The organism is Nocardia sp. NPDC004278 (genome assembly GCF_053602975.1).
In genome coordinates this window covers 195,914-222,884 of the sequence record NZ_JBSGEQ010000002.1, presented here as the reverse complement: position 1 = coordinate 222,884, position 26,971 = coordinate 195,914, and the positions used below count along the sequence as shown (strand labels likewise).

The following is a 26,971-nucleotide window of genomic DNA, read 5'->3' as shown; positions in this document are numbered from 1 at the left end:
GGCCGTCGGAAGCGATCGGCGAGCCGTGGATGACCGGGCACGACTGTGGGCGCACCTGGGACTGCGGCGTACTCAACAAGAAACTCCAGACTGTTCGTATGCGATGCGCATGGACTGCCGAGGCAGGTACTACCCGGGCGACGGTCGGGTGCGATACCCGACACTCCGCAGGTACCGAACCCCGCCCGACCGGACTAGACGCCGAGGGCTCCCAACGAATCGTGATCGTCGATCGCGGTGGTGATGCGCTTCAACAGCGTCAAACATGTTTCGGTCGATTGCATTTTCGGTTGATACGCCGCACGGCCGATCGTGAAAGCCCATGCCGCATAGGCGAACATGGACTGCTGCCGATAGAGCAGCCACGCGTCGTCGAACGACGGCACCTCACCGCCGGCGTGTCCGAGCTCGTCCAGGTACGCCTTCAACAGTTCGCGGTCCCATGCACGACGGTCCTCGGGCTCACATCCGGAGTTGACGGCATAGGCGAAATCGTGCGCCCACCCGCCACGCATCACGACTTGCCAGTCGACATACCCCATCCGCCCGTCGCGAGTCAGGTAGGTTTGCCCGATGTGCGGGTCGCCGTGCAACAAGGTCGCGGGAACGTCATCGGTCGCGATGGCGATGGCCCGCTCGACACCCGCCCACAACCGTTCGCTCTGCCCGTGCAAGGCTTCGGGAACGACCTCTTCCGCCCGGCGCAGGCCTACCTCACAGCGCTTCTTCATATCGATCGCGGCGAGATAAACGTCGAGCATGTAGGCCGGGGTGTTCAGGACCGAAATAGCCGAGTCCTCCCAGAACGTGCCGTGCAGCCGAGCGAGATTGCGGATCAGATCTTCCATCTGGTCACGGGCGATGGGAGCAGTCGGCTCGCTGAACACGGCACCGCGCGTCGCGACGATATCCTCCATGAGCGCGATCGACCGCCACGACGACGGGTCGGAGGCGCCCCAGTAGCCGATCGGGGCCTCCATGTCGAGTCGCGGCCGAAAGTCCCGGAAGAAGCGGGTCTCCCCGTCGATCATCTGTCCGCCGCCGAGCAGTATGCGCTGGCTGAAGGCCGTGGTCGTCTTCGCGAACAGTTCCGTGGGCAATCCCGCCTGAGTGCCCACGTCGTTGTAGTCGACCCGGATCGCGACCCGGGTGGAGGTGCCGCGGCTGCCGTTGGACGTGTCGAACGAGAGCACCTCGGCACCGGGAACATCGCGACATAGGACAGCCGTCAGCCACTCGGGAGCGATTCTTTCGCCGGAAACCGGGACATCGTCGATGGACCGCGCCTTCGGTCGGGTGATCTTCTCGCCCAATATATGAGTACCGACGGTGGCGGATCGCCCGAGCAACCAGAGCTTGTGATTCATGCACTTGCCTCGATTCCGGAGTACGACAACACTGTCCCGAGCAGCCGCGAGCGGCCGGGGCCCGCAGACAGTACCCCATAATTCCGGAAGGCGTTCTACAGCAAGGACGTTGCCCGAGTCTCCCGTTCGTCGGCAGGCGCTGCCTGCCCGGTACCCCCCCGAGCACCGTCCTGGGCGGGTATCCGCCGGTGCGGCTAACCAGCGTGGAAGGCGTGCGGGCCCACCTCGGCGGGGTCGAGGATGTGGGCGAGGAACAGTCGCGTTGTCGGGGTGGGGGCGCGGGTGGTGATGGCGTGCCAGGGTCGATCCATCGGGGTGCCGTCCACCGGGAGTACTTGCAGCAGACCGGATTCCAGGTCCTGGGCGAGGGCGTCACTGTGGATGAGGGTGACGCCGAGGCCCTCGCGGGCGGCGGCGAGGACAGCGCCGTGGCTACCCAGAGTAAGCGTGGGCGGGGCGATTTCGAGGCGGTCGATGAGGCTGAGTGTGGCGTCGCGGGTGCCGGATCCGCGGCCGCGCAGCAGCCAGGTGCTGTGCAGCGGATCCGGGCAGCCGGGGGCGCCGACGACGACGAGCTGACTGGGGCGGCGGGCCCGGATGACCAGTCCGGTGTCGCGGGGTGGGCGGCCCGCGATGACGAGATCGGTTTCGTGGTGGTGCAATTCGAGGAACAGCACGTCGCGTGGGTGTACCGACAGGCTGAGTTCGATATCCGGATAGCGATTGCGAAAGGATGCGAGCAGTCGCAGCAGCACGTACTCACCCGCGGTGGCGACGACGCCGATCCGGAGCTTGCCGGTTTCCGCGCGACGAACGGCCGCGGAGGCCTCCTTCATCAGGCCGAGGATAGTGCGGCAGTATTCGGAATAGATGCGCCCCGCCTCGGTGAGCGCGATGCCGCGTCCGGACTTCGCGATGAGCTTCGCGCCGAGCTGCTTTTCGATATGGGCAACGGCCGCGGACACCGCGGCCTCGGTGATGTGCAGCTGGGTGGCCGCGCGGCGGATGCTGCCCTGTCGGGCCACGGCCAGGAATGTTTCCATCCGAGCCGCACTCACCATACCCACAATTCGACGGTATCAAACCCTATGAATCCCTTGAGTATTCCGAGAAACAATCAAATTGTTTGTCGTTAACACCCCGGTCATCCTTGAACTCATCAGGCGTTCACCCGGAGCGGAGGAATGATGACCGAGGTAACCGAACCGAACCGCTGGGATCCGGGTGTGCACTCCTACGCTTCGATGGGCTACTACGCGCCGGACTACGTCCCCAAAGATACCGATGTCCTGGCCGTATTCCGCGTCACCCCGCAAAAGGGCGTTGACCCGATCGAGGCCGCGGCCGCAGTTGCGGGTGAATCCTCAACGGCCACTTGGACCGTCGTATGGACCGACCGACTCACGGCGCACGATCGCTACCAGGCCAAGTGCTATCACATCGATGAGGTGCCCGGCCGCCAAGGGGAGTACTTCGCCTATATCGCCTACGATCTCGACCTGTTCGAGGAGGGGTCGATCACCAACCTCACCTCCTCGATCATCGGCAATGTCTTCGGATTCAAACCGCTGCTGGCATTGCGCCTGGAAGATATGCGTATTCCGGTGGCCTACGTCAAGACCTTCCAGGGTCCGCCGCACGGCACCGTCATGGAACGCGAGTATCTGAACAAATACGGCAGGCCGCTGCTCGGTGCGACGGTGAAGCCGAAACTCGGTCTGTCCGCGCGCAATTACGGGCGGGTGATCTACGAGGCGTGCAAGGGCGGCCTGGATTTCACCAAAGACGATGAGAACATCAACTCCCAGCCGTTCATGCGCTGGCGCGACCGGTATCTGTTCGCCATGGAGGGCGTCAACCGCGCGGTGGCCGAAACCGGGGAGATCAAGGGCCACTACCTCAATGTCACCGCGGCAACGATGGAGGAGATGTACGAGCGCGCCGAGTTCGCCAAGGAACTGGGCAGCGTCGTGATCATGATGGACCTCACCGTCGGATTCACCGCCATGCAGTCGATGTCGCACTGGGCGCGGCGCAACGGTGTGCTGCTGCACCTGCATCGCGCGGGGCACTCCACCTACACCCGGCAGAAGACCCATGGTGTGAGCTTCCGGGTGCTGGCGAAGTGGTGCAGGCTGATCGGCGTCGATCATCTGCACGCGGGCACCGTGGTCGGCAAGCTGGAGGGCGATCCGGCAACGACCAGGGGTTTCTACGATACGTTGCGGGAGAACCACATTCCTACCAACCCGGGCAATGGCATCTTCTTCGATCAGGAGTGGGCGAGTCTGGGTGGGGTCATGCCGGTCGCTTCCGGCGGTATCCACGCGGGGCAGATGCACCAGCTGCTCGACCTTTTCGGCGATGACGTGGTGTTGCAGTTCGGCGGCGGCACCATCGGACATCCGCTCGGCATCGCCGCGGGCGCGGAGGCCAATCGGGTGGCGTTGGAGGCGATTGTCAAGGCCCGCAACGAGGGTCGCGACCTGCTGAAGGAGGGGCCGGAGGTGCTGCGCAAGGCCGCCGAGATCTGCCGCCCGCTCGATGTCGCGCTCTCGACCTGGGGCGATGTCACCTTCGACTACACCTCCACCGACGCACCGGATGCCGTGCCGACGGCCAGCCGCTGAACGACAGGACCTTCCCATGTATCTGCGTCATGGCACCTTCTCCTACCTGCCCGAGTTCACCGATGCCGAAATCGCGGCCCAGGTGCGGTACGCATTGCTCAACAATTGGCCGGTGTCCATCGAGTACACCGATGATCCGCACCCCCGCAACGCCTACTGGGAAATGTGGGGGTTGCCGCTGTTCGATCTCGACGAGCCCGACGGCGTGCTCGCCGAGATCGACGCCTGCCGCAATAATTTTCCGCGGCACTACATTCGGGTACTCGCCTACGATGCCCGCTACGGCAGGCAGACCACCGCATTGAGCTTCCTGGTGCAGCGCCCCGCCGATGAACCCGGCTTCCTGCTGACCCGCACCGAGGGCCCGGACCGGCGGCAGATCTACGGACTGCGGCCGTATGCCGCCGACGAACGGCCGGGTGCCCGCTATGGCGGCTGAACGGTCTGGCGCGGCAAGCGGTTTCCGATTGCACCGGCCCGCCGTCGACGACGGCAGGCCGGTGCGGGCCGTGCCCGCGGACGCACCACCGGACGGCGAGGTGCTGGCCGAGGACGCCGTGCTGGATCTGACCACCGATATCGCGGGCAACGACGTCGAGGACGTATTGAGCAGGCTCGACGCCGAACTCGTCGGATTGGCGAATGTGAAGCGGCGGGTGCGCGAGATCGCAGCGCTGCTGCTCATCGACCGGGCCCGGGCGCGGTTCGGCCTGCAAGCGTCCCGGCCCACCATGCACATGAGCTTCACCGGCGGCCCTGGCACCGGTAAGACCACAGTCGCATTGCGGATGGCGCAGATGCTGCACGCGCTCGGCTATATCCGCAAACCCAAGGTGCACACGGTGACTCGCGATGATCTGGTCGGCCAGTTCATCGGGCACACCGCACCCAAAACCAAGGAAGCCCTCGCCAAGGCGGCCGGGGGAGTGCTGTTCATCGATGAGGCGTACTACCTGTTCCGCCCGGAGAACGAACGCGATTACGGTCAGGAAGTCATCGAAATCCTGCTGCAGGAAATGGAAAGCGAACGCACCAGCCTGGTGGTGATCTTCGCGGGCTATCCGGATCGGATGGAGAAATTCTTCTCGGCCAACCCAGGACTGTCCTCGCGGGTGGCCCATCATCTGGAATTCAGCGACTACACCCACGACGAATTGGTGCGCATCGCCGAACTCATGGTGGCGCGCGACAACTTCCGCTTCGACGACACCGGATCGGCTGCCTTCGGCGAATATCTCGCACTGCGGATGAGCAGACCTCGATTCTCCAATGCGCGCAGCGTGCGCAATGCCCTGGACCGCTGCCGGTTACGGCAGGCCAAGCGGCTGGTCGAGCTGCGGCGACCGCTCACCAAGGCCGATCTGATCACGCTGACCGACCGGGATGTCTACGGCAGCAGTGTGTTCGGCGGCGCGAACGACGAACCCGGAGGCGGTAGCTTGCGTGACCACGCAGGGCCCCGCGAGTGCCGCCGATCCGACCGAGCAGAACAGCAGCCGGATGGGCCGACCGCCAGGGCGCCCGCGTGACGAGATCGAGAACTCATGCCAGAAGGACTGAAGACCCTCACCCGATACACGATCGAGGAGGAACACCGGCATCCCGGATCGTCCGGTGAATTCTCCGCTCTGGTGAATGTCGTCGCGACCGCGACGAAGATCATCGCCAACCAGGTGACCAGGGGAGCCATTGTCGGCTCCCTCGGCGCCGCCGAACCCGACAACCTGCCGCCGACAGTGCACCGCAAGCTCGACGCTATCGCCAATGACATCATGGTGGCCGAGACCCAATGGACGGGGCATCTGTCGGCGCTGCTGTCCGAGCAGATGACCGATGTCCACCCGGTGCCCGACACGCACCGGCGCGGCAAATATCTACTTGCCTTCGATCCGTTGGACGGATCTTCCAATATCGATGTAAATCTGCCTGTCGGAACGATTTTCAGCATATTGCGGGCCTCGGATGGCGGCCCGCCGAGCGCCGATGACTTCCTGCAACCGGGGGTGCGCCAGGTCTGTGCCGGATTCACCCTGTACGGACCGGCGACAATGCTGGTACTCACCACCGGCAGCGGTGTCGACGGATTCACCCTCGATCGGGAGATCGGGGCGTTCGTGCTGACCCATCCGCGAATGCGAATTCCCGAGGACACTTCGGGTTTCGCGATCAATGCGGCCAATGAGCGCTTCTGGGAGCGGCCGGTGCGCCGGTATGTGCACGAATGCCTCGACGGGGTGGACGGGCCACGCGGGCGGGATTTCAATATGCGCTGGGTCGCATCGTTGGTCGCGGATACCTTTCACATTCTGACCCGTGGCGGGGTGTATCTGTACCCGTATGACACCCGGCGGCCGGGGCGGGTCTCGCTGCTGTACGGCGCCAATCCGATCGCCTACATCGTCGAACAGGCCGGGGGATGGGCGACCACGGGCGGCGATCGGGTGCTGGAGGTGCCGCCGGAGCAGGTGCACCAGCAGGTGCCGCTGATCTTCGGTTCGCGCAATGAGGTCGAGCGGATCGAGCGCTATCACCGCGAGCCCGAGGAAGGGCCCAGCTTCGACAGCTCACTGTTCGGTTCCCGGTCGCTGTTCCGTCCGGCCGGGCGCTGACTGCCCACACATGAACATTGTCCGGCAATCGAGGAGACGCCATGTCGGTCAAACATCCCGTCGTCGCCATCACCGGATCATCCGGTGCGGGAACGACCAGTGTCACGCGGACCTTCCAGGAGATATTCCGCCGCGAAGGCATCACTGCGGTGATCGTGGAAGGTGATTCGTTCCACCGCTACGACCGCAACGAGATGAAACTCGCGATGGCCGAGGCGGAACAGAACCACAATCGCACCTTCTCACATTTCGGCGAGGAGGCGAATCTGCTCGAGGAGCTCGAGACACTGTTCCGCGATTATGGTGAAACCGGCGTCGGCTCGGTGCGCAAATATCTCCACGACGAGTTCGAGGCGAAACCCTATGGGCAACCCGCGGGCACGTTCACGCCTTGGGAGGACCTGGCTCCCGGTAGCGATCTGCTGTTCTACGAGGGACTGCACGGCGCCGCCGTCACCGATACGGTGAACGTCGCGCAATACGCGGATCTGCTGGTCGGGGTGGTGCCGATCGTCAATCTCGAATGGATCCAGAAGGTGATCCGCGATAAGACCGAACGTGGCTATTCCAGTGAGGCTGTAATCGATACGATCCTGCGCCGCATGCCCGACTACGTGAAGTACATCTGCCCCCAGTTCTCGCACACCTACGTCAACTTCCAGCGCGTCCCCACCGTGGACACCTCCAATCCCTTCATCGCCCGCACCATCCCCACCGCCGACGAGAGCTTCGTCGTCATCCGTTTCGCCGATCCGAAGGTCATCGACTTCCCCTACCTGCTGTCGATGCTGCACGACTCCTTCATGTCCCGCCCCAACTGCATCGTTGTCCCCGGCGGAAAGATGGAGCTGGCCATGCAACTCATCTTCACCCCGCTCATCCTGCGCCTGATGGACAAGCGCCCCAAGCGTTTTCGCTGATCGAGACTGCTGACGGTTCGGGTGCCGTTGGGCAGGAATCGGAGTGTGCGCGGCGCGTCGAGGTGAAGCCGGGCCGGGAGGCAGGTCGGTGCCCCGGATATGTAGCGAGCGAACCCGGGGATCGCGGGCGTGCGGCGGTTCGACGTACAGTGTCCTAAGTTAATCATCGTTCGCATTGTCGAATCGCCGACACAGCAAGGAGCCGTCATGACATCCGCAGTCATCGTCGACGTTGTCCGCACCCCCTCCGGTAAAGGGAAAACCGGTGGTGGACTTTCCGATGTGCACCCGGCGACACTGCTGGCGGGGGTGCTGGGGACGCTGATCGAGCGCACGGGCATTGATCCAGCACTCGTCGACGATGTGATCGGCGGTTGCGTCACCCAGAGCGGCGAGCAGGCGTTCAATATTTCGCGCACGGCGGTGCTGGCGGCCGGGTTCCCGGAGTCGGTGCCCGCGACCACCGTCGACCGGCAGTGCGGATCCAGCCAGCAGGCCGCGCATTTCGCGGCGCAGGGTGTGATCGCCGGGGCCTATGACATCGCGATCGCCTGCGGCGTCGAGTCGATGAGCCGGGTGCCGATGTTCTCCAATGCCCAGGGCAAGGACGCCAACCGTGCCCCGCTGGCCCACCGCTTCCCGGAAGGCCTGATCGGACAGGGTATTGCGGCGGAGATCATCACCCAGCGCTGGAAGCTGGACCGGGAGACCCTCGACGCGTTCGCCGCCCGCTCGCATCGGCTCGCCGCCGAAACCGCCGCGGCCGGTGGCTTCGACAACGAACTCGTCCCCGCGGGTACCCTGACCGCCGATGAGACCATCCGCCCGGCCACCACCCCCGAAGGGCTGGCCGGCCTGCGCCCCGCCTTCGCCGATGACGAATTCAAGGCGCGCTTCCCGGAGATCGAATGGTCGATCACTCCCGGCAATTCCTCACCGCTCACCGATGGCGCCTCCGCCGCGCTGATCATGAGCGAAGACAAGGCCAACGCCCTCGGGCTGCGCCCGCGTGCCCGCTTCCACTCCTTCGCGGTCACCGGTGACGACCCGCTGCTCATGCTCACCGCCGTCATCCCCGCCACCCGCAAGGCGCTCGCCAAGGCCGGTCTCACCATCGACGAGATCGACACCTACGAAGTGAACGAGGCCTTCGCCCCCGTCCCGCTGGTCTGGCAGCACGACCTCGATGCCGACCCCGCCAAACTCAACCCCCGCGGTGGTGCCATCGCCCTGGGCCATCCGCTCGGCGCCTCCGGCACCCGCATTCTGTCGACCATGGTCAACCACCTCGAACAGTCCGGCGGCCGCTACGGGCTGATGACCATGTGCGAAGCGGGCGGCCTGGCCAACGCCACCATTATCGAGCGTCTGTAGATTCCGGTGCGCCGCTGATGATTACAGCTCGCCCTGTTCGTGGCGCCGATCCAGGTCGCGCTGGCGCTCTTCCTCCTGGCGGCGGGCCTCGCGGCGTTGGGATTCGGCGCGTTCGCGCAGGCCGCGGAGGAAGGCTTCGTCATCGTCCGGATTCTGCGGAACGTGGCGGCCGGGGCGGTCGTATTCGGCATAGCGGGTGGTTGAGCGCGGGCGGGCCTCATCGAGAGGGCGGCCCGCGAACAACCACAGCAGCGCGCCCACGGTCGGCGCCAGGATGACGATGATGAGCCAGCCCATTTTGGGGAGATGGCGGATGCCCGCGTCCGGGCAGGTGACGATGTCGACCAGGCAGTAGACCCACAGGGCCAGGGTGATCAGGCCGAGTATCGCGTAGGGCATCGGGAACTCCTCGGGTTCGCGGCATGGCTGCGGGCCTGTTCTTCCGCGGTTTCCGAAGTTCGATGCTCACCCCCCCGCCGAACCGGCCCGCATGGAGAATACACGGTGTGGGCGTGCCTGTTCGGGCGCTCGGTCGGCTGGACCTGGCCACCGCATTTGCGCCCACCATGTGTGCGTGCGCCCAGTCGACCGATCCGAATCAGTCCGGTAGCAACGGAACTGAGAGACCTTCGCCGCGGCCGATGAGGGCGGCGCGGGTGACGGCGGCGGAGCCGAAGCGGCGGCGCAGGTCGTCGAGGGTGGCGTCCAGAGTGTTGGTGGCGCGGGGTTCCAGGGGCAGGGTGAGTTGGACGGCATCGGCATTGTCGAGATTGGTCAGGGCCAGGCCGATCAGGGTGAGGCCGCGCTCCTGGATCATGGGCATCGCGGTGCCGAGCAGGGCGCGGGCAGCCTGCAGGATCGTCTCGGTGTGGTCGGTCGCCTCGGGCAGGGTGTGTGAGCGGGTGGCGCGGGTGAAATCGTCGAAACGCATGCGCAGCACCACAGTTCGGCAGACGCGCTCGGCCGCACGCAGTCGGCGGCCGAGGCGGTCGGTCAGGCCGTGTAAGTAGGCCTCGATCTCGTCGGGCGGGCGATACCTCCTGCCGAGTGCGCGTTGGGCACCGATGGAGCGGCGGCGGACGCCGGTTTCGACGCGGCGCGGATCACGGGCCCACGACAGTGCGTACAGGTGCCGGGCGGCAGCGGGTCCGAGGATCGAGCGCAGCGGCGCCTCACCGAGTTCGGCAAGTTGGCCGATCCGGGTAATGCCGTGTTCGTGCAGGGTGCGGGAGGTGACCTCGCCGACGCCCCAGAGTCGTTCGACCGGCAGCGGATGCAGGAAGTCGAGTTCGAATTCCGGTGGCACCAGCCGCAATCCGTCGGGTTTGGCGACCGCGCTGGCCACCTTCGCGAGGAATTTGGTGCGCGCGATGCCGACCGAAATCGGCAGCCCGACCTGATCGCGCACCGCAGCCCGCAGCCGCCGCCCGATCTCGATGGGTTCGCCCGCGATCCGCCGCAGCCCGCCCACATCGAGAAAAGCCTCGTCGATGGAGATGCCCTCGACCACCGGTGTGGTGTTGTGGAAGACCTCGAAGACGGCCCTACTCGCCTCGGCGTAGGCCGACATGCGCGGCGGCACGACTACGGCATGCGGGCAAAGCCGCAGCGCGGCACCACCATTCATCGGCGTGCGCACCCCGAACGCCTTCGCCTCATAACTGGCCGCGAGCACCACCCCGCCGCCGACTATGACCGGACGCCCGCGCAGCCGAGGGTTGTCCCGCTGTTCAACCGAGGCGTAGAACGAGTCGAGGTCCGCATGCAGAATCGACGCCTCGGCCCGCGCCTGGATCCGCGGCCGCCCCGACCGGGCGCGAGCACCGTTGACCTGGGGCTGCGGCGGGCGAACGAACTCGGACACGAACATATGTTCGCATAGACCGGTGTCCAGCGCGATGGTCCTATAGACCGTGGAGCCAGGTTGCGCATGGCCGTCCAGTTGTTTCGCAGTAGCTGCACGGTCCCGGCAGCACCGCTTCGATGCACCCTCATGCCGAGTTCAGGGTGTTCGCAGGAGCGTGGACACGATCTCGGCTGCACCGATGAATTTTGTGTGGATCCGTCGTCGATACCTCTGGATACACCGACAGCGGTGGGTCAGAGCAGGAGTAAACGATCCGGACAGTGATCCGGACGGGTGAGCAGGAGGCGCAGTGAGTGGTACCAGGGTGTTGGTGGCGGGGGCGAGCATCGCGGGGCCCGCGCTGGCCCACTGGCTGCGCCGGCGGGGGGCCCAGGTGACCGTGGTGGAGCGGGCCCCCGAGCTGCGTCCCGGTGGGCAGGCGGTGGACGCGCGCGGGGTGGCCAAGGAGGTCATCCGGCGGATGGGGCTGGACGAGGCGGTGCGCGCGGCCTGCACCGAGACCGCTGGCGCGTACACCGTGGACGCGGACGGGAACGTGCTGGAGACCTACCGCGCGGACGACGACGGCGGCGACGGGTACATCTCGGAGATCGAGATCCTGCGTGGGGACCTGTCCCGAGTGCTCCACGACGACACCCGCGACGGTGTCGAGTACGTCTTCGGCGACCGGATCGCCGAGCTCACCCAGGATGCGGACGGGGTCGACGTGGCCTTCGAGGGTGGCGACCGGCGGCGCTTCGACCTGGTGGTCGGGGCGGACGGGCTGCACTCGGCGCTGCGTGCGATGGTCTTCGGGCCGCGCGAGCGGTTCGTCCGCCACCTCGGGCACGTGCTGGCCTTCTACAGTGTGCCCAACGAGTTCGGGCTGGACCGCTGGCTGATCGACTACCAGGAGTCCGGGCGCTCTGCCGGCCTGCGGCCGATCCAGGACGCCACCCGGGCGATGGCCATGTTTTCCTTCCCCGCGGCCGACCTCGACGTCGACTACCGTGACGTCGCGGCCCAGAAGCGCCTGCTGCGCGCGCGGATGGCCGGCCTGGGCTGGTTGACCCCACGCATCCTCGCGCACCTGGACGACACCCCGGACTTCTACCTTGACCAGGTCGCCCAGGTGGTGATGGACCGCTGGTCGAGCGGACGGGTGGTGCTGCTCGGGGACGCGGCGTTCAGCTCGTCGCCGATGTCTGGGCAGGGCACCGGGCTGGCCCTGGTCGGCGCCTACCTGCTGGCCGGAGAGCTGGCCGCCGCGGGGTGGGACCCGGAGGCCGGGTTCGCCGGCTACGAGGGGCGGATGCGCTCGTTCGTCGAGGCCAACCAGGAGATCGGCCGGTTGAACGCGCGCAGCCGCGACGTCCCCGGGCCGGACGCCGAGCCGAACATCGATTTCGGCAGTGAATGGTTCACCGAGCTGGTCGAGCGTGCGATCAACGGCGCCGAGCTGCCCGACTACGCAGGGGTGCCGGACTCCGGGGCCCCGGCCAAGCCGTAGGTGTCACATAACGTGCCGAGAGGGACGACGCTTCGGTACGGCTCTGCCGAAATTCCCGTGGCACCTCCGTATCAAAAGCGGCTACCAGTACTGATGCCGTTTTCCGTCGGTATCGGCGACGAATATGACCGCGTCGACGCCGTCCAAGTCCGCCGGGGTGAGCGGGATGTGGCCCGGCAGGATGGGTTCGCCCGCTCCGATCGACGGGGCAAGCGCGGCGCGCAATGCCGGTGTCGGGAACAGGGCGCGGCGGCTGGTCGCCGCCGCCAACACACCCTGGAGGGTGTCCGGATCGCTGTGGGGGTTCGCGTCGGTTGCCAGGAACACATAACGCTCGCCGAGGGTGATTCCGACGAGCGCGCCAGCGCTGCCCCGGCTCAGGTCGTGCTCGCCGTCCGGTATGAGGGACTGCGCACGCTGCAGGTGCGCGTTGTGCGCGAACACCAGGCTCGGACCGCGGTGCCGCTCCTGGGCAACGATTGCGAGTAGGTTCTCGGCCATCATCTCGGTGCGCAGGCTGATCAGAGTTTCGATGCGATCGGATGCGGGGCTGGCCATGGCCGCGTGATAGCGCAGTAGGCCCTGGGCGGTGCGCGCGTGCGCGACGGCATGGTCGTAGCCGGTCGGGTCGGCCGGACGCAGGGCGGGCGCGGCGCGGCGCAGTGCGCTGGCGAGGTCGTCGGCGACGATGCGCAGGACGCGAGCGCGGTCGGAATCGCCGACCGATGCGGCCGGGTCGAACATGGCCGCCTCGTTCGTCCAGTCCGCGTCCTCGCCGAGCAGCGCGTCGAGGTCGCGGACCGATGCGGGGCGGAGCGCCGCGGGCAGATAGTCGGTGGTCGAGGACAGTGCACGTCGCGGACTCGGCGCACCGGAGTACTCCACCGGCGCGTCGAAGCCGTAGAAGCGAATCCGGTCCTGCGGCGAGCGGTCGGCATTATGGGCCCGGAGCCATTCGACCAGTTCACGGTTGCCCGGCACGGCGCCGAAACCGTGGCTGAACCCGGTAGCGAGCACCTCGTCGATATTCGCCGTTGCCCCGGCCACGTAGTCGTCGACAACGGACGCGGCGAAGACATCGGTCTCCAACCCGATCGACCGGTACCCGCGTTCGATGAGGTGACCGAGGAGTTCGTTGCGCAGCAACGGGAATGCCTCGATCCCGTGGGTCGGCTCGCCGAGGGCGAGCAGGGTCGGCGGCTCGGACCGCGCGGCGAGCAGTTCGTCGATGGCACGGCCAAGGCTGGCCGGGTCGTCGAGTTGGCGGCCGACCTCATGCAGCGATGTGGCAGCGGACATGAACACCTCTCTTCAGAAGGAACTGCCCTTGACAGTATCGTTGAAGATTCCAGTGAAACTTCTGCGACTTCTACCTGAGATCCAGCGATCAAAGCCTCAATCGGAGGTGCAATCTGCGACCCATCGACCTGGCCCGGGAACACGGGTTGTCCGCGCAGGCGATCCGCAACTACGACGACGCGGGCATTCTTCCGCCGACCGAGCGCAGCGAGACCGGCTACCGGCGCTACACGCCCCTGCACGCGCAGGCCCTGCGCGCCTTTCTTGCGTTACGCGGTGGCCACGGGCACCGGCAGGCAATGGAAATCATGCGGGCGACGAACCAGGGCGACACCGAGTCCGCCTACCGGCTCATCGATGCCGCGCACGTCGCGCTGCTCGCCGAACGCGATACCCGCACCGAAGTCGCAACGGCCCTGGGCAGCCTGTCCGCCACGACACCGCCCCCGGTCCACGGTCGACCGCTGACCGTGGGTGAACTCGCGCGTCGACTCGGCGTGCACCCGGCGACGCTGCGCACCTGGGAGGCCGAGGGCATCTTGCGCCCCGAACGCGACCGGGCAACGGGGTACCGCGAATACGGACCGGACTGTGTGCGCGACGCCGAGATCGCACGACAGCTGCGCCGAGGCGGGTACCTGCTGCACCAGGTCGCGCAGTTCATCGAGTCGCTGCGCGAGGCGGGCGGGACGGACGCGTTGAGCGCCTTCCTCGACTCCTGGCAGGACCGGCTGACCACGCGCAGCCGTAACCTTCTCACCGGCGCGGCCCAGCTCGATACCTATCTCACCATGCTCGGTCGGACACCGTAGGGATGTCCGGCGACATAGCGTGAGGGCAGGTCCGAGTCGTGGGACCGCTCGCGCGGTGCTGTCCAGAAACACACCTCGCGTGCGGTTAACACATTCGACTCGGCATCAGCGAGCCGGCCGGCGTCCGTCGAGCTCTTCGGCGGTCTTGACGACGGCAATGTTGTAGGCGCGGAGAGTGTTCGCTTAGCACATCGTGTCCAGGAATTCCGCGGCCGACTCGCGCAGGGTGCGCGATGGTTCGGATCCGGGTCATGGTCGCCGCCATGCGTTCCCGCCTTTTCGCTTGCCCCGGATAACGGGGGCACTTCGTGTACCGCCCAGGCGAGGTTGCCACAGGCGCTACCGTCCTCCCAGGTGGTAACGGTAGGGCACGCGATATGGGGCATCGCAGTACGTTTGCGAACCGCGCGGCCGGTGGCGGCAGTGCAGGATGTTGTCATGACGAATGGGCACGAATCCCTGAGGAACGTTCTCGTCGCTGGGTTCACCGCGCCGACCACGGCCGCCGAGCGTAAAGCGGCGTTTCGTCGGCCGTATCCGGTCCCTGCCGCCATGGCTCCCGCTCGTGACCAGGTTCTGCGGGAGCTCGAGGCCCGGCTCCCGGACGAAGGGGACGGGCCGCCTACGGTCACACGAGCCTTGGGCCCGATCGAGAGTTATCGCGAAACGGTCCGTCTGCTCGGTCTGCCGGGCTGTGGGCTTTTCGAGTTTGCAGATGCGACCTGTGCACTGATCGCGGTGGGGGCACTGACCACGGCTGAGGTCGAGGACCTTGCCCCCTTCCTGCGCGAGTGGTGCGGTTTTCGCCGGCAGTTCGTACTGAACCGCATCATCGCTGGTGATCTGGAAGGCGCCCGCCTTTTAGCTGGACAGCTCGAGAATGAATTCCGCTGGCGCGCTTATCGCGATATCGGCACCGTACTCGCGGCTCGCGGCGATGCCCGGGGCTTTTTCACCGAGTGGAGGCATTACGGGATCGCTCGCGATCGTGACGACCTGGCCGAACTCGCGAAGCTACTGGTCGCGGGTGTCGCTCGTCGCGAGGGGTGGCGACCCGCGCCGACAGTCACCCGTGCCGAACGAATCAGTCCGTTCGGCGACCAGGCGTTCTCCGCATTCATCCACACGGCCGACGTCGAGGGGCTACAGCGCGTGCTCGACAGCCACGCCGTAGGGATCCTGTCCGAGCTCGATCAGCTGGTTCTGTTGTCCATCGCCATCAAGGCCGCTACCGAACCCAATCCCCAATGCAACCACCCCCTGCTGGATACGGTCATCGACCGCCTCATCGCCATAGACCCGACCGAGGACAAAAGGACCATGCACCGACGCGATGCCGAGCTCGTGGGATTGTGGCCGGCCATTGGCGATCAAAGCACGCTCGCCTGCGTCCGCAAGGCTGTCCGCGGGTACCGCGAGGAGCTGACGAGGTTGCCGCGGGATACGCCGACCTGCCCGAACTGACCGTTCATTCAGCGCGTGCGTTGGTAGCGAAGGTAGACCTCCCACACCAGCATTCCCTGATACACGCCGCGCCGGCACAGTTGCGCGAATACCGGGTTCGCGCTGAGCGCGACGGGCTGGCGTGCCGAAACGCATCAGAGTTTGCGGTCTTCGGCCGGTGCGAGGAGGGGGCGGGCGAAGCGAAGGATTTCCTCGGCGGCATCGAATTCCATGGTCACGCCCGTACCCGGGCGGTCGGCCCATTCGGGCGGCACCGGCGTGCCCGGCCAGGTGTGCCCGCCGCCGAATACTGTCCAGGCCGTCACCTGGGTGCCTCCGGCGCCGCCGGTCACGGTCTGTCGGCTCGAGGTCTCGGTGGTGATCGTGGGCTGGTTGTTCCCACAGCGGTTGAGTGTCCGCCAGTGCTGGGCGGTCTCGATCAGTCCGAGTGCGCGGCCGCGCGGTTCACCGTCGGGTCCGCGGTGGCGCGAAAAGCCGCCGGTGATCGGTTGGATGGGGTCGGCATCGCCATTGACGAGCATCGCCGATACGGCATGGCTGGGCCGGATATCGCGTAATGCCGCAGGGAAGCCACCGGCGACCGCGGCGAATACCGGCACCAGGTCGGCGGCCCCCAGTGCGAATCGGTGAGACATGAACGCGCCGTTGGACATACCGACCACAATGGTCCGATCTGGTGCGGTGCCGAATTGGTCGGCGCACCGATCGATCACCGCGCGCAGAAACGACACATCGTCCACGCCCGCCAGGTCAGCGGTCGTGACGCCCCGCCCGTCGGCCCAGCAGCCGCCGTGCCCGTCGGGATAGGCGACCGCGATGCCCGAATCGTCGGCATGCGCCGCGAAACTGGTCCAGTCGTACATGATCGGTCTGGCCGCCGCCGCCGGATTTCCGGACATATTGCCGTGCAGAACCACCACTAATGGCGCGTGCTGCTCACGCGGTGGGCGCACGGCGCAGGTGCGGACGAGCCCGTCGATGGCGAATTCGCCGGTTACCAGGTCATCGACCAACGCCTGCCTCCTCGAGCCGAGGTCTACAGCCTAGCGAGCGAATCTACGGTATGGCTACGTAGCAACAAGCCCGGACAGCTACCCTGGGACGTCAGAGGGTGTCCAGTAATGATGAGGGAGTCGGCATCGTGCGTGGTTTCGGGGACTTGGAGGCGGTGATCATGGACCGCATTTGGGATCGGGACGCGGAGACCACAACGGTCCGCGAAATCTTCGACGAACTGGCCGCCGAACGCGGCATCGCCTACACCACGGTCATGTCGACCATGGACAATCTGCACCGCAAGGGTTGGCTGGCGCGCGAACGCGCGGGCAAGGCCTACCGATACTGGCCCACCCTCACCCGCGAGGAGCACAGTGCCCGACTCATGCTCGAGGCGCTCGGCTCGGGCGGCCGTTCGGATCTGGTGCTCAGCCATTTCGTCGATCGGATAAGTGAAGAGGAGTCGGCCGGGCTGCGCGCCGCGCTGCGTCGGCTGACCTCGCGCAAGACCCCCGAGGCGCCGTGAACATAGCGGTGAGCCTGATGATCTACGGCAGTATGGTGGCCACCTTCGGCCCGACCGTGCTGCGCAGACTCACCCGCCGCGGCGCCGCCCCGAGGCTGGGGGCGCTCGCGTGGCTGGTCGCGATCGCGGGCGCGCTCGGCGCGTGGGCAATGGCGGCCGGACTGCTGGTCATCGAATTCGCCACCTTCTGTCAGCATCCCGCCGACACCCTGCGTGACTCCTACGCGGTGCTGTCCACGCCCGTCCACCTGCACGGCGGCTTGATCGCCCAATTCGGCACCCTGACACTCGCGGCACTGGTCGCCATCGCCGTTATCGGCATGCTGGTACATACCGCGCGCGCCATGCTGCGCTTGCGGCGCACCACCCGCGCGCACGGGCGCGCCGTGCGGATGGTCGGTCGCCGAGTGCCGGGCGTGAGTGCGGTGGTACTGGATTCGCCGGTGCGCCAAGCCTATTGCGTGGCCGGACGCCCCGACACCATTGTCGTCACCAGCGCGGCGGTCGACGCGCTGACCCGCGACCAACTCGCCGCGGTGCTAGCGCACGAACACGCGCATCTGAGCGGCCGCCACGGCACGCTGATCGGCTTGCTGCGCGCCATCGCGATCACGTTGCCCGGTGTGCGTCTGGTGACCGACGGCGTCGGCGAAATCGGTCGGCTGCTGGAGATGTGCGCCGACGATACGGCCGCGCGCAGACACGGCGCGGAACCACTGCTCGGCGGCCTGCTCGCGATCGTCGGCGCGACCGGTCCGGTCCCGGCGGGTGCGCTCAGCGCTGCGGCCACCGCGGTATTGGCGCGGGCCGAGCGCTTGGCGGCGCCGGTCGGCCCGGTGCAACGTGCGACCAACCGGACGGCCTTGCTCGCCGTAATCGCGGCAACGGTAGTCGGTCTACTCGAAATCGCCGTCGGAGTACTGTTCTGCACCACAGTGCTGGGATGAATCAGGTGGGATGAATCCGGCGCTGGCATGAATCCGGCGCTGGGCTCAGTCCGCCGCGTGCCGGTCCGCCGAATCGGAGGAGGGGAAGTAGGTGCACGTCACCTGGGATCAGGTTTTCGCCTGGAGACTGCGCAGGCAATACGTCACGAAACCGGTCGATATCGGGATCTCAAACATTGTCGAGCGACTGTGCGGCGTGCAGGCTCAGGTGACCGCGTCGGCCGATCTCGCGGTCGCGCTACGGCGCTGCAAACCCGAACCCGGCGCGCTACTACCGGAGTTGGCCGCGGGCACGCTGATGAAGACCTGGGCCATGCGCGGCACTCTGCATGCGCTCGCCCCGGACCTGGCGGCGGCGGTCCTTTCGTTGATCGGCTCGGCCCGCACCTGGGAAAAGCCCGCCTGGCAGCGCACGTTCGGGGCATCCCCGGCGGAGGTCGCGGCATTGGCCGATGCGGTGTCGCAGGTGCTCGATGGTGTCGTGCTCAGCCGGGAGGAACTGGTCGACGCACTGGTCGCCGATCCCGCCTTCCACCGACTCGGTGCAGAGTTGCGCTCCGGCTGGGGTGCGCTGCTCAAGCCGCTGGCCTGGCAGGGGGCGCTGTGTCACGGTCCGGCGCAGGGCAATCGGGTTACGTTCTCCAGTCCGTCCCATCTCATTCGCGGCTGGCGCGGCCTGCCCGATCCGGATGCGGCCGCACCGGTGGCCATCACGGCCTACCTCGGCGCGTACGGCCCGGCCACTCCGGAAAGATTCGACGCCTGGCTCAGTCGCAACAGTCTCGGGAAAACGACGGTGCGTCGGTGGTTTTCGGAATTGGGGGACGCGTTGACCGAGGTCGATATCGCGGGCCGCCGCGCCTATGTGCTCACCGAACACGCCGATGAACTCGGCGCCACCGAGCCGCTGGACACCTCGGTCCATCTACTGGGCGCCTTCGACCAATACGTGCTCGGCCCCGGCACCGCCGATACCGAACTGCTGCCCGCCGAGCACCGCGCGCGAGTAAGCCGGGCGGCAGGGTGGATCTCGCCGATCCTTGTCATCGGCGGTCGTATAGCGGGTACCTGGGAGATCAGCGGCAACGACCTGTCCGTCACCACTTTCGACGGATCCTTGCCGCCGACCCTCGAACTGAAGGCCGCCGCCGATCACGTCGCGGCTGCCACGAGCCACAGCGGATTCGCCGTGCACGTGGCATAAGGCCCGACTTATGTTGTGCCTCTTGATCGGTGCTGGCTCGCCGTCCTCCTGCTGGTTCTATGACGAGAACGCGGCCGGTTGGACGTGCGGCCTCGACGCATCGAGCGAGGATGCGGTGGGCGTGCTCGACGTCCCAGTCGTGGAGGATGTCGCACAACAATGTAGGCGCCCGCTCCTGCCGGGAGCGCACGCGAGAAGCGTCGGGCCGAGAACGTCCTGAATTAGCCAACTGCATGCTGTCGTCGGAGAAACGCGGCAATTCGGTCGCTGAAATCCTGCTTATTGACTGGGACACACTGCAGAATGTGGCAATGCGGACATTTGCCCGATTGTTGCAGACTGCCGTCGCCGCGGCGCTTGTCGTGGTAGCCGGTCATGGTCTCGCGGCCGCCCCCGCCGCGAGCGAGGCCCATATTCAGTTGCCCTGGCTGACTCCTGAGCCGGACGCAGTGCAGGCGTCGGGAGCAGCGCTGGCAGACGGAATCACCGGCACGGTGCTGTGGTCGCGACAGCCGAACACCCCCGTCCCGATAGCCAGCATCACGAAGGTGATGACGGCACTGGTCGTGATCAACGCCGGCGACCTCGACCGGACCATTACCGTGCCGCAGGAAATCATCGCCTACGGCACCAAGTACGGCGGAAGCAACGCAGGCCTGGTCCCCGGCGAGGTGCTCACCGCGCGACAGCTCCTCTACGCGATGATGCTGCCGTCCGGCTGCGACGCCGCCTATGCCCTTGCCGAGGCATACGGGCCCGGCCAAGACGGCTTCATCGCCAAAATGAACGACACCGCGCGTCAAATGGGCCTGGCGGGAACATATTTCACCGACCCCAGCGGGCTGCCCGCCCCCACCGACGACTCCACCTACTCCACGCCGGCGGACCTGGTGGCCCTCGGCCTGCGCGCGATGAGCCTGCCGGTGTTCCGCGACATCGTTAGGTCGCAGAGCTATCACCTGCCCGCCGGACCGGACAACCGCGATCACCTCTGGCGGACCACGAACTCGCTGCTGCGCGACTATCCCGGCACTGTCGGCATCAAAACCGGATCCACCGACGCTGCGGGGACCTGTCTGCTGTTCGAGACGGTCAGGGCAGGAATACCGCTGATCGGTGTGGTCCTGCACAGCTCACCCGACAGCGGCATTGCCGCAAAGGAAGACGCCGAGCGCATGTTGAATTGGGCCTACAACCCGATCCTGAGCGCGCTGCCGATCGGTTAGCGCCGAATGCGGCAGGCTGCCCAACGTTATGCCTCGCCTCCACGTCGCGACACACGACAACGAAGGACCAACCATGCAGGCCATCATTGTTGGAAACCGTGACGCCGGCGTCGCCGGGATGAGCCTGACCCACGACCTGCCTTACCCCCACGCCGCCGAGAACGACGTGATCGTGAAAGTACACGCCGCCGGGTTCACCCCGGGCGAGCTGGACTGGCCCGGCACCTGGACCGACCGCGCCGGTCGGGATCGGACTCCGAGCGTGCCCGGGCACGAATTATCGGGAGTGATTGTCGAACTGGGGTACGGCACTACGGGTTTGACCGTCGGGCAGCGGGTCTTCGGTCTGGCCGACTGGACCCGCAACGGCACACTGGCCGAATACACCGCGGTGGAAGCCCGCAACCTCGCTCCCTTGCCCGCAGATATCGACCACACCGTGGCCGCCGCGCTGCCGATCTCGGGGCTGACCGCCTGGCAGGGCCTATTCGACCACGCCCGCCTCACCACCGGTCAGACCGCCCTGATCCACGGCGCCGCCGGCGGTGTCGGCTCGATCGCGGTGCAACTCGCGCGCGAGGCCGGGGCCCGAGTCATCGGCACCGGCCGGGCGCGCGACCGCGACCGCGCGCTCACGTTCGGCGCGCACACCTTCCTGGCCCTGGACACTGAACCGCTGGAGCAGGTCGGCGCGGTCGATGTGGTATTCGACGTGATCGGCGGAGACGTCCTGGATCGCTCGACCGCCCTGGTACGCGCCGGCGGAACCCTGGTCACCATTGCCATGCCGCCCACTATCCAGCCCGACAACGGACGCGCGGTCTTCTTCGTCGTCGAACCCGACCGGACCCAACTCACCGAGCTTGCCACGCGCCTGCGCGACGGCCGCATCAAGCCGGCCGTCGGTGCCGTCCGACCCCCTCGCCGAGGCACCCGACGCCTTCAGTCCCGGCAGGCACAGCCCCGGCAAGACGATCATCCGCGTCAGCGACGAATGAATGCACACCGCCGTTCACCCTGATTGCGATCGGTCGCCGAGTCGGACGCCTGGGCCCCGATCCATTCCGACTGCAAAAATGCGAGAACAGCAACAGCGCGCCGACTGCAATCAGAGCGAGTGACCGCTTAGGCCGTGACCCGCGCGGTCGATCGGGGACAAACGTTGGCCAGCAGTTGATCTCGTGAACACGCGCTTATGCCGAACAGCGGGGCTCGTTGTCGGCGTACGATCCAGTTCGCGTTCGATCGGTGCACGGATGTTCGCCTCGGGGGAATAGCAACGAGGGCAACAACAGCGCCATCGACGGCCATTGACGAGTTCCGCTCTGTTGGTGGCGCGGCTATAGCGTGGCTGTGACCGACTTCAGCGGTGGACTGTGTCGTGGCGATTGTGTGGACGCATCTACTCCATGGTCCCAGTCCGCGCACGGGCATCAAATGTGATGAAGGCCAACCGTAGAACGTGACGCAGGTCATTGCCCGAGAAGGCGTGGTTGGGCATCGTCGTCACTTCGTTTTTGGAAAGAACCTGGTTGGAGATGCCCAAATGGCCGACCACAATGTTGACTTTGCTTACGATCTCACGCTGGACGAGGCACGGCGGCGCAGCGCCGTCGTCGCGGCGCTCGGTGACGACTGGGATCCGGTTGCGGTGCTCGCCGAGGAAGACCTGGCGTACGACATGCTGTACTCGAATCTCGACGATGAGCAGCAGCGGATCTACGAGGAACTCGTCCGAGCAGGGGTCCTGCCGGAGCGGGCAACGCGCTATATCACCGACTGATCGCACCGCCGAGTTGGTGTTCGGCATATTGCCTCCGGCGTAGCTGCTCCGGCCCCCTTCCTGAAGTCGCCAGCCGCACGCTGACACCCCTCGGACTGCTGTTACGACGAGTACGTGACAGCTGAATCCGACCTGATGAACTGCTCGCTCACGCTGATTACGTGATATCCGGTTCAGGGTAGGGAGCGTTCTTACCACCGTCGTCGCGGTCGAACTCGTCGTCGGCCAAGTCATCGTCGGGGTCGGCCCGCCCGAAGCGGTACCCGCGCGGCCGGGCCGGTTGCATCCCAACAGGTGTGCTCAACCGAGCGGAATATCGGCGGAGGTCGACGGGATCGTGTCGAGTGCGGCCATGACGGTGTCGTGCGGGGCGATCGTCGCGGCGGCGATGTTGGCTTCGAGATGACGGATGTGGGCGGTGCCGGGTATGAGCATTACGTTCGGTGCGTGGTGCAGCAGCCACGCGAGGCCGACCTGTGCGGGGGTGCAGCCGAGGGATTGCGCCGCGGCGGCGACGACCGGATCGTCGGTGACCTTCGGCATGGCAGGGAAGGCGCCGCCGAGCGGGAAGAACGGGACCCACGCGATCCGTTCGGCCGCGCAGAGTTGCAACATGCCCTCGTCGCCGCGGGAGACGAGACTGTAGGCGTTCTGGACGCATGCGATCCGGGCCGGAAGGGCCCGGCGCAGGCCATCGAGGGTGATGCCGCTGAGCCCGATCGCGCCGATCTTGCCCTCATCGCGCAGCGTGATCAGGGTCGCGAGTTGATCGTCGAGGTCGACGACCTGGTCGCCGGAGGCCCGCAGGCCCGGCCCGGCATCGAGGCGGCGCAGGTTCACCACCGGGATCCGATCGAGGCCGAGGGAGCCGAGATTGTCCTCGACGCTGGCCCGCAGTTGTTCGGGTCGCTGAGCCGGCCGCAGCGGGATATCGGCACCTGGGTCGGGGTCGGCGCCGACCTTGCTGACGACCACGACGCCGTCCTCGGGGCCGAATGCGTCCCGGATGAGCCCGTTGACGAAGCCGTCGCCGTAGAACTGGGCGGTATCGACGTGATCGACCCCGAGTTCCCACGCACGGCGCAGCACCGCGATCGCGGCGGCGCGGTCGGCGTGCAGGCGTTCGAGCTGCATCGCGCCGTATCCGATGCGCGACACGGTGTGGTCGCCGAGCGTCCCGGCCCCACCGGGGCGCGGCACGCCCGAGGGAGCGAGCTTGGTGAGGGACGTGGTGTTCGCGGTCATGGGAGCCCTCCCACATGAGACGATAGGTGAAGCGGAGGATGCTCCGCTTTTTCAACTATACCGGAGGTGCCTCCGAATTGAGTCCGACGTCCCCTGGGAACAAGCCTCGCGCCCCCCGTGCCGACGCACAGCGCAATCGCAACAAACTCGTCGAGGTTGCCAGGGCCGCATTCGCCGATGCCGGCGAGACCGCGACATTGGAGGGCATCGCTCACGGCGCCGGTGTCGGCATCGGCACCCTGTATCGCCATTTCCCCACCCGTGAAGCCCTGGCCGAAGCCGTGTACGCCGCCGAACTCGACGATGTCACCGACAGCGTCGCGGTCCTGCTGCAGCAGCGGCCCCCGGATGCGGCGCTGCGTGCGTGGATGGGGAAATACGCCGCCTTCGTCGCGACCAAGCGCGGCATGGCCGACACCCTTCGCGCCGGTTGGGCCTCGGGCCGGATCGCGGTACCGGCAACCCGGGAACGCATCACCGCAGCCATTGCCACAATCCTGGCCCGTGGAGCCGAAGCCGGCTCACTGCGTGGCGATGTCGAACCGGAGGACATCACGGTGATGCTCCTCGGAATTCTGCTCACCACGGCGGGCGATTCCTCCGAGCAAACCGAGCGGGTACTCGACCTCATGCTCGATGCCCTACGGCCGAAAACGACCAGCTGACCCAGCCCAGAAGCGGAACCACGTCGGCCGCTGCTGCCGCAGACGCAACACGATTGCCGAGTTGAGTGCGGTCAGGTCAGCGGTTTTCGAGTTGGTCTGCCCGCCGGCAAAGATCGGCCGCAATGCTGTTGAGGCTCCGGCCGTAGACGCCGATCGTCGCGATGCGCCTCATCGCAGCACCCGGCCGGCTGGGTGGCGTGGCGGAAGCCGAGGCGCCGGTACCGACGCGGCGCGCGCCGCACGTCCACACGGCGCTGCGCGGCGGTGGGCTCGGTCACGCCGGCCCACCGCCGCCCCGCTACGGCACTAGTGCGGGCTGGTCCACGGCCCATAGCCACGACCCGTCCGGCTGCCGACGGGCGATCTCGACGGTCACCTCGCCGGTGGTCAGCGTGGACGCTGTCAGCGCCAGGTCGCCGCTAACCAGCGCTGGATGCTGCCTACCCGGCGACAGCACCGGCGCGGCCGCGACGAACTGCTCGTACACCTTGCGGATCTCCGCATGTCCGGTCGCGAGGTTGCCCGGTGGGAACGCCAGCACGGCGTTCGGCTCGTACAACGCCACCAGCCCGTCGACGTCGCCCGCGTTTGCGTGCTCGATGAAGTACCTGCCCAGGTCGTTCGGCTCAGTGGCCACTTTCTTGTTCGTCATACTGATAAGGCTCCCAACGAATTACGACATCCTGTGTCGTGTATTTCTGCAAAGGTTCCATATGCGCGCCGACCGGTTGGTCTCGCTGGTGCTGCTGCTGCGCCAGCACGGTCGGATGTCCGCGGCGGCGCTGGCCCGCGAACTGGAGGTATCCACCCGCACCGTGCTGCGCGACATCGAGGCGCTGTCCGCTGCCGGCGTCCCGGTCTACGCCGAACGCGGCCGGCACGGCGGTTTCGCATTGTTGCCCGGTTTCCAGACCGAGCTGATCGGACTGAATCACGACGAGGCACTTGCCCTGCTGGTCGCGGGATCACGGCGCGGCGCACAGGCATTCGGCCTCGGCTCGGCGCTCGCTTCGGCCATGCGCAAGGTGGTCGACGCGCTACCCGAAAGCTATCGGGCCACCGCGACCGGCGCGGCCCAGCGGTTGCTCATCGACCCGGAGACCGACCTGTTCTCGCGCCGACTGTTCGGTGAGGAGGTGCCAGACACCATTGCGACCGAGGTCCGGCGTGCGGTTTTCGCCGGACACAAGCTGCGCATCCACTACGCGGCGGTGGACCAGACCCCGAAGTGGCGCACGGTGGACCCGATCGGCCTGGTCACCGTCCGCGACCAGGGCTACTTGCTGGCCACGAGGTCTGGCGCGGACCGCACCTACCGGCTGTCCCGGGTCTTGGCCGCCGAGGAACTCCCTCAACCCGCACAGCGACCGAACCGGGTCGATCTGGACCGGGCCTGGCAGGAACGCAGCACGCACTTTCGGACCGGCGGCGATCAAGTCACGGTGCTGGTACGGGTGAACCCCGCACGGCGGGAGGAACTGGTGGGCACCGCGCTGGCCGTCCGTGCCGAAGAAGTCGACGCCGACGGCTGGCTGCGGCTGGAGGTGACCTTCCAAGATCCGAGACACGCCGAATGGGCGCTGTGGCAGCTCGCCACGAATGCGGAAGCACTGGCCCCGCAGTGGTTGCGCACCGCACTGCGCAACCGCGCCGCCGAGATCGCCACCTGTTACGGAGTGTCATCCTGAGAGTTGTCGCCTGGTTCAGGCTTCCTGGCCGGTGGCGGCGAGGACGATCTCGCGGATGGTGACGTTGGGCGGCTGCTGGTAGGCGTAGGCGATGGCCTCGGCCACGGCCTGTGGGGCCAGTGCGCCGCCGGCGGACTTCTTCCACGCCTCGTAGTCGGTCTTGATCTGCTCGTCGCTGGTGTGGGAGAGCAGTTCGGTCTCCACCGCGCCGGGAGCGATGGTCACCACGCGCACGCCCGAGGAGGCGACCTCCTCGCGCACGTTCTCCGACATGGCGTGGACCGCGAACTTCGTGCCCACGTACGCGGTGTGGTTGGGGAAGGTCTTGCGGCCGGCGATGGAGCTGACATTAATGATCGTGCCGGTGCCCCGGGCGATCATGCCGGGCAGCACCGCCCGGGTGCCATAGAGGACACCCTTGATGTTGAGGTCGATCATCCGTTCCCACTCGTCGACCGGCTGGTCGGCGATGCGGCCCAGCAGCATGACTCCGGCGTTGTTGACGATCGCGTCGGCCGGGCCGAACCGCTGCTCCGCCTCGCGCACGGCCTCCGCGACGGCGCCGCGGTCGGTGACGTCGACCTTGTGGCACAGGGTGTTCGGCAGGGCGAGTTCCTCCAGCTTGTCGAGCCGTCGAGCGAGCAGCAGCAGCGGGTGCCCCTGCGAGGAGAGCAGGCGGGCGGTGGCGGCGCCGATGCCAGAGCTGGCTCCGGTGATGACGATCAGGGGCTTGGTCATGGGAACCTCCGAGGTGGTGGGTGGTGTCGCAGTCCAAGAGATCACGGATCGGGGCCCCGCTCGTACCACCAGAGGGGGCCGGGTTCACCGGGGGTCCGACAGACCCCCTCTCATGGGGCACT

General features: G+C 66.8%; 27 protein-coding genes and 1 pseudogene. 17 read left to right on the top strand and 11 right to left on the bottom strand.

The features are described 5' to 3' along the window. Positions 1-194 precede the first annotated feature (194 nt). Positions 195-1,367 (bottom strand): aminoglycoside phosphotransferase family protein, encoded by a 1,173-nt coding sequence (locus ACWEO2_RS03690; RefSeq protein ID WP_452403918.1) that lies wholly within the window; start codon positions 1,365-1,367, stop codon positions 195-197. Between the two features lie 194 nt (positions 1,368-1,561). Continuing rightward, on the bottom strand, positions 1,562-2,428 hold the full coding sequence (locus ACWEO2_RS03685; RefSeq protein ID WP_452404149.1) for a LysR family transcriptional regulator: 867 nt from the start codon (positions 2,426-2,428) through the stop codon (positions 1,562-1,564). A gap of 126 nt (positions 2,429-2,554) precedes the next feature. On the opposite strand from ACWEO2_RS03685, the gene ACWEO2_RS03680 reads away from it, so the two are divergent. The 6 genes from ACWEO2_RS03680 (at position 2,555) to ACWEO2_RS03655 (ending at position 8,900) form a co-directional block, all read left to right on the top strand. Continuing rightward, positions 2,555-3,997: a form I ribulose bisphosphate carboxylase large subunit gene (locus ACWEO2_RS03680; protein ID WP_452403917.1), complete on the top strand. Its 1,443-nt coding sequence runs from the start codon at positions 2,555-2,557 to the stop codon at positions 3,995-3,997. 16 nt (positions 3,998-4,013) lie between these two features. Then, positions 4,014-4,436 carry a ribulose bisphosphate carboxylase small subunit gene (locus ACWEO2_RS03675; protein WP_452403916.1) on the top strand — a complete coding sequence of 141 codons (423 nt, stop codon included), beginning with the start codon at positions 4,014-4,016 and terminating at the stop codon, positions 4,434-4,436. Beyond that, a complete protein-coding gene (locus ACWEO2_RS03670) occupies positions 4,426-5,526 on the top strand; it encodes an AAA family ATPase (protein ID WP_452403915.1) in 1,101 nt (366 codons plus the stop codon). The genes ACWEO2_RS03675 and ACWEO2_RS03670 overlap by 11 nt, the downstream gene beginning before the upstream one ends. Before the next feature lie 15 nt (positions 5,527-5,541). Further along, positions 5,542-6,606, top strand: coding sequence for a class 1 fructose-bisphosphatase (locus ACWEO2_RS03665; protein WP_354956715.1), 1,065 nt, complete (start codon positions 5,542-5,544; stop codon positions 6,604-6,606). Between the two features lie 41 nt (positions 6,607-6,647). Continuing rightward, complete coding sequence (locus ACWEO2_RS03660; protein WP_354956717.1) at positions 6,648-7,526, top strand: phosphoribulokinase; 879 nt, start codon at positions 6,648-6,650, stop codon at positions 7,524-7,526. 207 nt (positions 7,527-7,733) lie between these two features. Then, a complete protein-coding gene (locus ACWEO2_RS03655; protein ID WP_452403914.1) occupies positions 7,734-8,900 on the top strand; it encodes a thiolase family protein in 1,167 nt (388 codons plus the stop codon). Between the two features lie 21 nt (positions 8,901-8,921). On the opposite strand, the gene ACWEO2_RS03650 is transcribed toward ACWEO2_RS03655, so the two are convergent. Next, a complete protein-coding gene (locus ACWEO2_RS03650; RefSeq protein ID WP_452403913.1) occupies positions 8,922-9,299 on the bottom strand; it encodes a PLD nuclease N-terminal domain-containing protein in 378 nt (125 codons plus the stop codon). A 199-nt stretch (positions 9,300-9,498) separates the two neighbouring features. Continuing rightward, positions 9,499-10,770 (bottom strand): DNA polymerase IV, encoded by a 1,272-nt coding sequence (gene dinB / locus ACWEO2_RS03645; RefSeq protein ID WP_452403912.1) that lies wholly within the window; start codon positions 10,768-10,770, stop codon positions 9,499-9,501. A 286-nt stretch (positions 10,771-11,056) separates the two neighbouring features. On the opposite strand from dinB, the gene ACWEO2_RS03640 reads away from it, so the two are divergent. Beyond that, complete coding sequence (locus ACWEO2_RS03640; protein WP_452403911.1) at positions 11,057-12,256, top strand: FAD-dependent monooxygenase; 1,200 nt, start codon at positions 11,057-11,059, stop codon at positions 12,254-12,256. A gap of 81 nt (positions 12,257-12,337) precedes the next feature. Here the strand turns inward: ACWEO2_RS03640 and ACWEO2_RS03635 are convergent, their stop codons facing one another. Continuing rightward, a complete protein-coding gene (locus ACWEO2_RS03635; RefSeq protein WP_452403910.1) occupies positions 12,338-13,555 on the bottom strand; it encodes an erythromycin esterase family protein in 1,218 nt (405 codons plus the stop codon). Between the two features lie 113 nt (positions 13,556-13,668). Here ACWEO2_RS03635 and ACWEO2_RS03630 point away from each other — a divergent pair, with 113 nt between their 5' ends. Both ACWEO2_RS03630 and ACWEO2_RS03625 read left to right on the top strand, forming a co-directional pair. After that, positions 13,669-14,367, top strand: coding sequence for a TioE family transcriptional regulator (locus tag ACWEO2_RS03630; RefSeq protein WP_452404148.1), 699 nt, complete (start codon positions 13,669-13,671; stop codon positions 14,365-14,367). 414 nt (positions 14,368-14,781) lie between these two features. Further along, positions 14,782-15,831: a hypothetical protein gene (locus ACWEO2_RS03625; RefSeq protein WP_452403909.1), complete on the top strand. Its 1,050-nt coding sequence runs from the start codon at positions 14,782-14,784 to the stop codon at positions 15,829-15,831. A 134-nt stretch (positions 15,832-15,965) separates the two neighbouring features. Here the strand turns inward: ACWEO2_RS03625 and ACWEO2_RS03620 are convergent, their stop codons facing one another. Continuing rightward, positions 15,966-16,844 carry an alpha/beta hydrolase family esterase gene (locus ACWEO2_RS03620; RefSeq protein ID WP_452403908.1) on the bottom strand — a complete coding sequence of 293 codons (879 nt, stop codon included), beginning with the start codon at positions 16,842-16,844 and terminating at the stop codon, positions 15,966-15,968. Between the two features lie 98 nt (positions 16,845-16,942). Here ACWEO2_RS03620 and ACWEO2_RS03615 point away from each other — a divergent pair, with 98 nt between their 5' ends. The 3 genes from ACWEO2_RS03615 to ACWEO2_RS03605 all read left to right on the top strand — a co-directional run bounded on the left by ACWEO2_RS03615 (position 16,943) and on the right by ACWEO2_RS03605 (position 19,504). Further along, positions 16,943-17,353: a BlaI/MecI/CopY family transcriptional regulator gene (locus ACWEO2_RS03615; RefSeq protein WP_354961760.1), complete on the top strand. Its 411-nt coding sequence runs from the start codon at positions 16,943-16,945 to the stop codon at positions 17,351-17,353. A gap of 17 nt (positions 17,354-17,370) precedes the next feature. Beyond that, positions 17,371-18,300 (top strand): M56 family metallopeptidase, encoded by a 930-nt coding sequence (locus tag ACWEO2_RS03610; protein WP_452403907.1) that lies wholly within the window; start codon positions 17,371-17,373, stop codon positions 18,298-18,300. A gap of 91 nt (positions 18,301-18,391) precedes the next feature. Beyond that, on the top strand, positions 18,392-19,504 hold the full coding sequence (locus ACWEO2_RS03605; protein WP_452403906.1) for a winged helix DNA-binding domain-containing protein: 1,113 nt from the start codon (positions 18,392-18,394) through the stop codon (positions 19,502-19,504). On the opposite strand, the gene ACWEO2_RS03600 is transcribed toward ACWEO2_RS03605, so the two are convergent. Next, complete coding sequence (locus ACWEO2_RS03600) at positions 19,398-19,739, bottom strand: methyltransferase (RefSeq protein ID WP_452404147.1); 342 nt, start codon at positions 19,737-19,739, stop codon at positions 19,398-19,400. The genes ACWEO2_RS03605 and ACWEO2_RS03600 overlap by 107 nt on opposite strands. A gap of 76 nt (positions 19,740-19,815) precedes the next feature. On the opposite strand from ACWEO2_RS03600, the gene ACWEO2_RS03595 reads away from it, so the two are divergent. From ACWEO2_RS03595 to ACWEO2_RS03585, 3 genes and pseudogenes are all read left to right on the top strand, one after another. After that, on the top strand, positions 19,816-20,730 hold the full coding sequence (locus tag ACWEO2_RS03595) for a D-alanyl-D-alanine carboxypeptidase family protein (RefSeq protein ID WP_452403905.1): 915 nt from the start codon (positions 19,816-19,818) through the stop codon (positions 20,728-20,730). Between the two features lie 73 nt (positions 20,731-20,803). Continuing rightward, positions 20,804-21,728 (top strand): annotated as a pseudogene (locus ACWEO2_RS03590) (NADP-dependent oxidoreductase). Between the two features lie 548 nt (positions 21,729-22,276). Next, positions 22,277-22,513, top strand: a complete 237-nt coding sequence (locus ACWEO2_RS03585) for a DUF6400 family protein (RefSeq protein WP_452403904.1) — start codon at positions 22,277-22,279, stop codon at positions 22,511-22,513. Positions 22,514-22,670: 157 nt separating this feature from the next. Here ACWEO2_RS03585 and ACWEO2_RS03580 read toward each other — a convergent pair whose 3' ends face one another. Together ACWEO2_RS03580 and ACWEO2_RS03575 are read right to left on the bottom strand one after the other, a co-directional pair. Then, a complete protein-coding gene (locus ACWEO2_RS03580) occupies positions 22,671-22,817 on the bottom strand; it encodes a hypothetical protein (RefSeq protein WP_452403903.1) in 147 nt (48 codons plus the stop codon). Beyond that, on the bottom strand, positions 22,814-23,758 hold the full coding sequence (locus ACWEO2_RS03575) for an aldo/keto reductase (protein WP_452403902.1): 945 nt from the start codon (positions 23,756-23,758) through the stop codon (positions 22,814-22,816). Before ACWEO2_RS03575 ends, ACWEO2_RS03580 begins: the two co-directional genes overlap by 4 nt. A 77-nt stretch (positions 23,759-23,835) precedes the next feature. Between ACWEO2_RS03575 and ACWEO2_RS03570 the strand changes: the two genes are divergently transcribed. Then, on the top strand, positions 23,836-24,423 hold the full coding sequence (locus ACWEO2_RS03570) for a TetR/AcrR family transcriptional regulator (RefSeq protein ID WP_452403901.1): 588 nt from the start codon (positions 23,836-23,838) through the stop codon (positions 24,421-24,423). A gap of 298 nt (positions 24,424-24,721) precedes the next feature. On the opposite strand, the gene ACWEO2_RS03565 is transcribed toward ACWEO2_RS03570, so the two are convergent. After that, positions 24,722-25,075: a YybH family protein gene (locus ACWEO2_RS03565; protein WP_452403900.1), complete on the bottom strand. Its 354-nt coding sequence runs from the start codon at positions 25,073-25,075 to the stop codon at positions 24,722-24,724. A 61-nt stretch (positions 25,076-25,136) separates the two neighbouring features. On the opposite strand from ACWEO2_RS03565, the gene ACWEO2_RS03560 reads away from it, so the two are divergent. Then, positions 25,137-26,111: a helix-turn-helix transcriptional regulator gene (locus ACWEO2_RS03560; protein ID WP_452403899.1), complete on the top strand. Its 975-nt coding sequence runs from the start codon at positions 25,137-25,139 to the stop codon at positions 26,109-26,111. A gap of 15 nt (positions 26,112-26,126) precedes the next feature. Here ACWEO2_RS03560 and ACWEO2_RS03555 read toward each other — a convergent pair whose 3' ends face one another. Continuing rightward, positions 26,127-26,849: an SDR family oxidoreductase gene (locus tag ACWEO2_RS03555; protein WP_452403898.1), complete on the bottom strand. Its 723-nt coding sequence runs from the start codon at positions 26,847-26,849 to the stop codon at positions 26,127-26,129. Positions 26,850-26,971: the final 122 nt, after the last annotated feature.

Bases quoted from the DNA above. Each gene is read 5' to 3' on its own strand.
- ACWEO2_RS03690 (WP_452403918.1), bottom strand. From the start codon at position 1,367: ATGAATCACAAGCTCTGGTTGCTCGGGCGATCCGCCACCGTCGGTACT.
- ACWEO2_RS03685 (WP_452404149.1), bottom strand. From the start codon at position 2,428: ATGGTGAGTGCGGCTCGGATGGAAACATTCCTGGCCGTGGCCCGACAG.
- ACWEO2_RS03680 (WP_452403917.1), top strand. From the start codon at position 2,555: ATGACCGAGGTAACCGAACCGAACCGCTGGGATCCGGGTGTGCACTCC.
- ACWEO2_RS03675 (WP_452403916.1), top strand. From the start codon at position 4,014: ATGTATCTGCGTCATGGCACCTTCTCCTACCTGCCCGAGTTCACCGAT.
- ACWEO2_RS03670 (WP_452403915.1), top strand. From the start codon at position 4,426: ATGGCGGCTGAACGGTCTGGCGCGGCAAGCGGTTTCCGATTGCACCGG.
- ACWEO2_RS03665 (WP_354956715.1), top strand. From the start codon at position 5,542: ATGCCAGAAGGACTGAAGACCCTCACCCGATACACGATCGAGGAGGAA.
- ACWEO2_RS03660 (WP_354956717.1), top strand. From the start codon at position 6,648: ATGTCGGTCAAACATCCCGTCGTCGCCATCACCGGATCATCCGGTGCG.
- ACWEO2_RS03655 (WP_452403914.1), top strand. From the start codon at position 7,734: ATGACATCCGCAGTCATCGTCGACGTTGTCCGCACCCCCTCCGGTAAA.
- ACWEO2_RS03650 (WP_452403913.1), bottom strand. From the start codon at position 9,299: ATGCCCTACGCGATACTCGGCCTGATCACCCTGGCCCTGTGGGTCTAC.
- dinB (WP_452403912.1), bottom strand. From the start codon at position 10,770: ATGTTCGTGTCCGAGTTCGTTCGCCCGCCGCAGCCCCAGGTCAACGGT.
- ACWEO2_RS03635 (WP_452403910.1), bottom strand. From the start codon at position 13,555: ATGTCCGCTGCCACATCGCTGCATGAGGTCGGCCGCCAACTCGACGAC.
- ACWEO2_RS03610 (WP_452403907.1), top strand. From the start codon at position 17,371: ATGATCTACGGCAGTATGGTGGCCACCTTCGGCCCGACCGTGCTGCGC.
- ACWEO2_RS03600 (WP_452404147.1), bottom strand. From the start codon at position 19,739: ATGCAGTTGGCTAATTCAGGACGTTCTCGGCCCGACGCTTCTCGCGTG.
- ACWEO2_RS03595 (WP_452403905.1), top strand. From the start codon at position 19,816: ATGCGGACATTTGCCCGATTGTTGCAGACTGCCGTCGCCGCGGCGCTT.
- ACWEO2_RS03585 (WP_452403904.1), top strand. From the start codon at position 22,277: ATGGCCGACCACAATGTTGACTTTGCTTACGATCTCACGCTGGACGAG.
- ACWEO2_RS03575 (WP_452403902.1), bottom strand. From the start codon at position 23,758: ATGACCGCGAACACCACGTCCCTCACCAAGCTCGCTCCCTCGGGCGTG.
- ACWEO2_RS03565 (WP_452403900.1), bottom strand. From the start codon at position 25,075: ATGACGAACAAGAAAGTGGCCACTGAGCCGAACGACCTGGGCAGGTAC.
- ACWEO2_RS03560 (WP_452403899.1), top strand. From the start codon at position 25,137: ATGCGCGCCGACCGGTTGGTCTCGCTGGTGCTGCTGCTGCGCCAGCAC.
- ACWEO2_RS03555 (WP_452403898.1), bottom strand. From the start codon at position 26,849: ATGACCAAGCCCCTGATCGTCATCACCGGAGCCAGCTCTGGCATCGGC.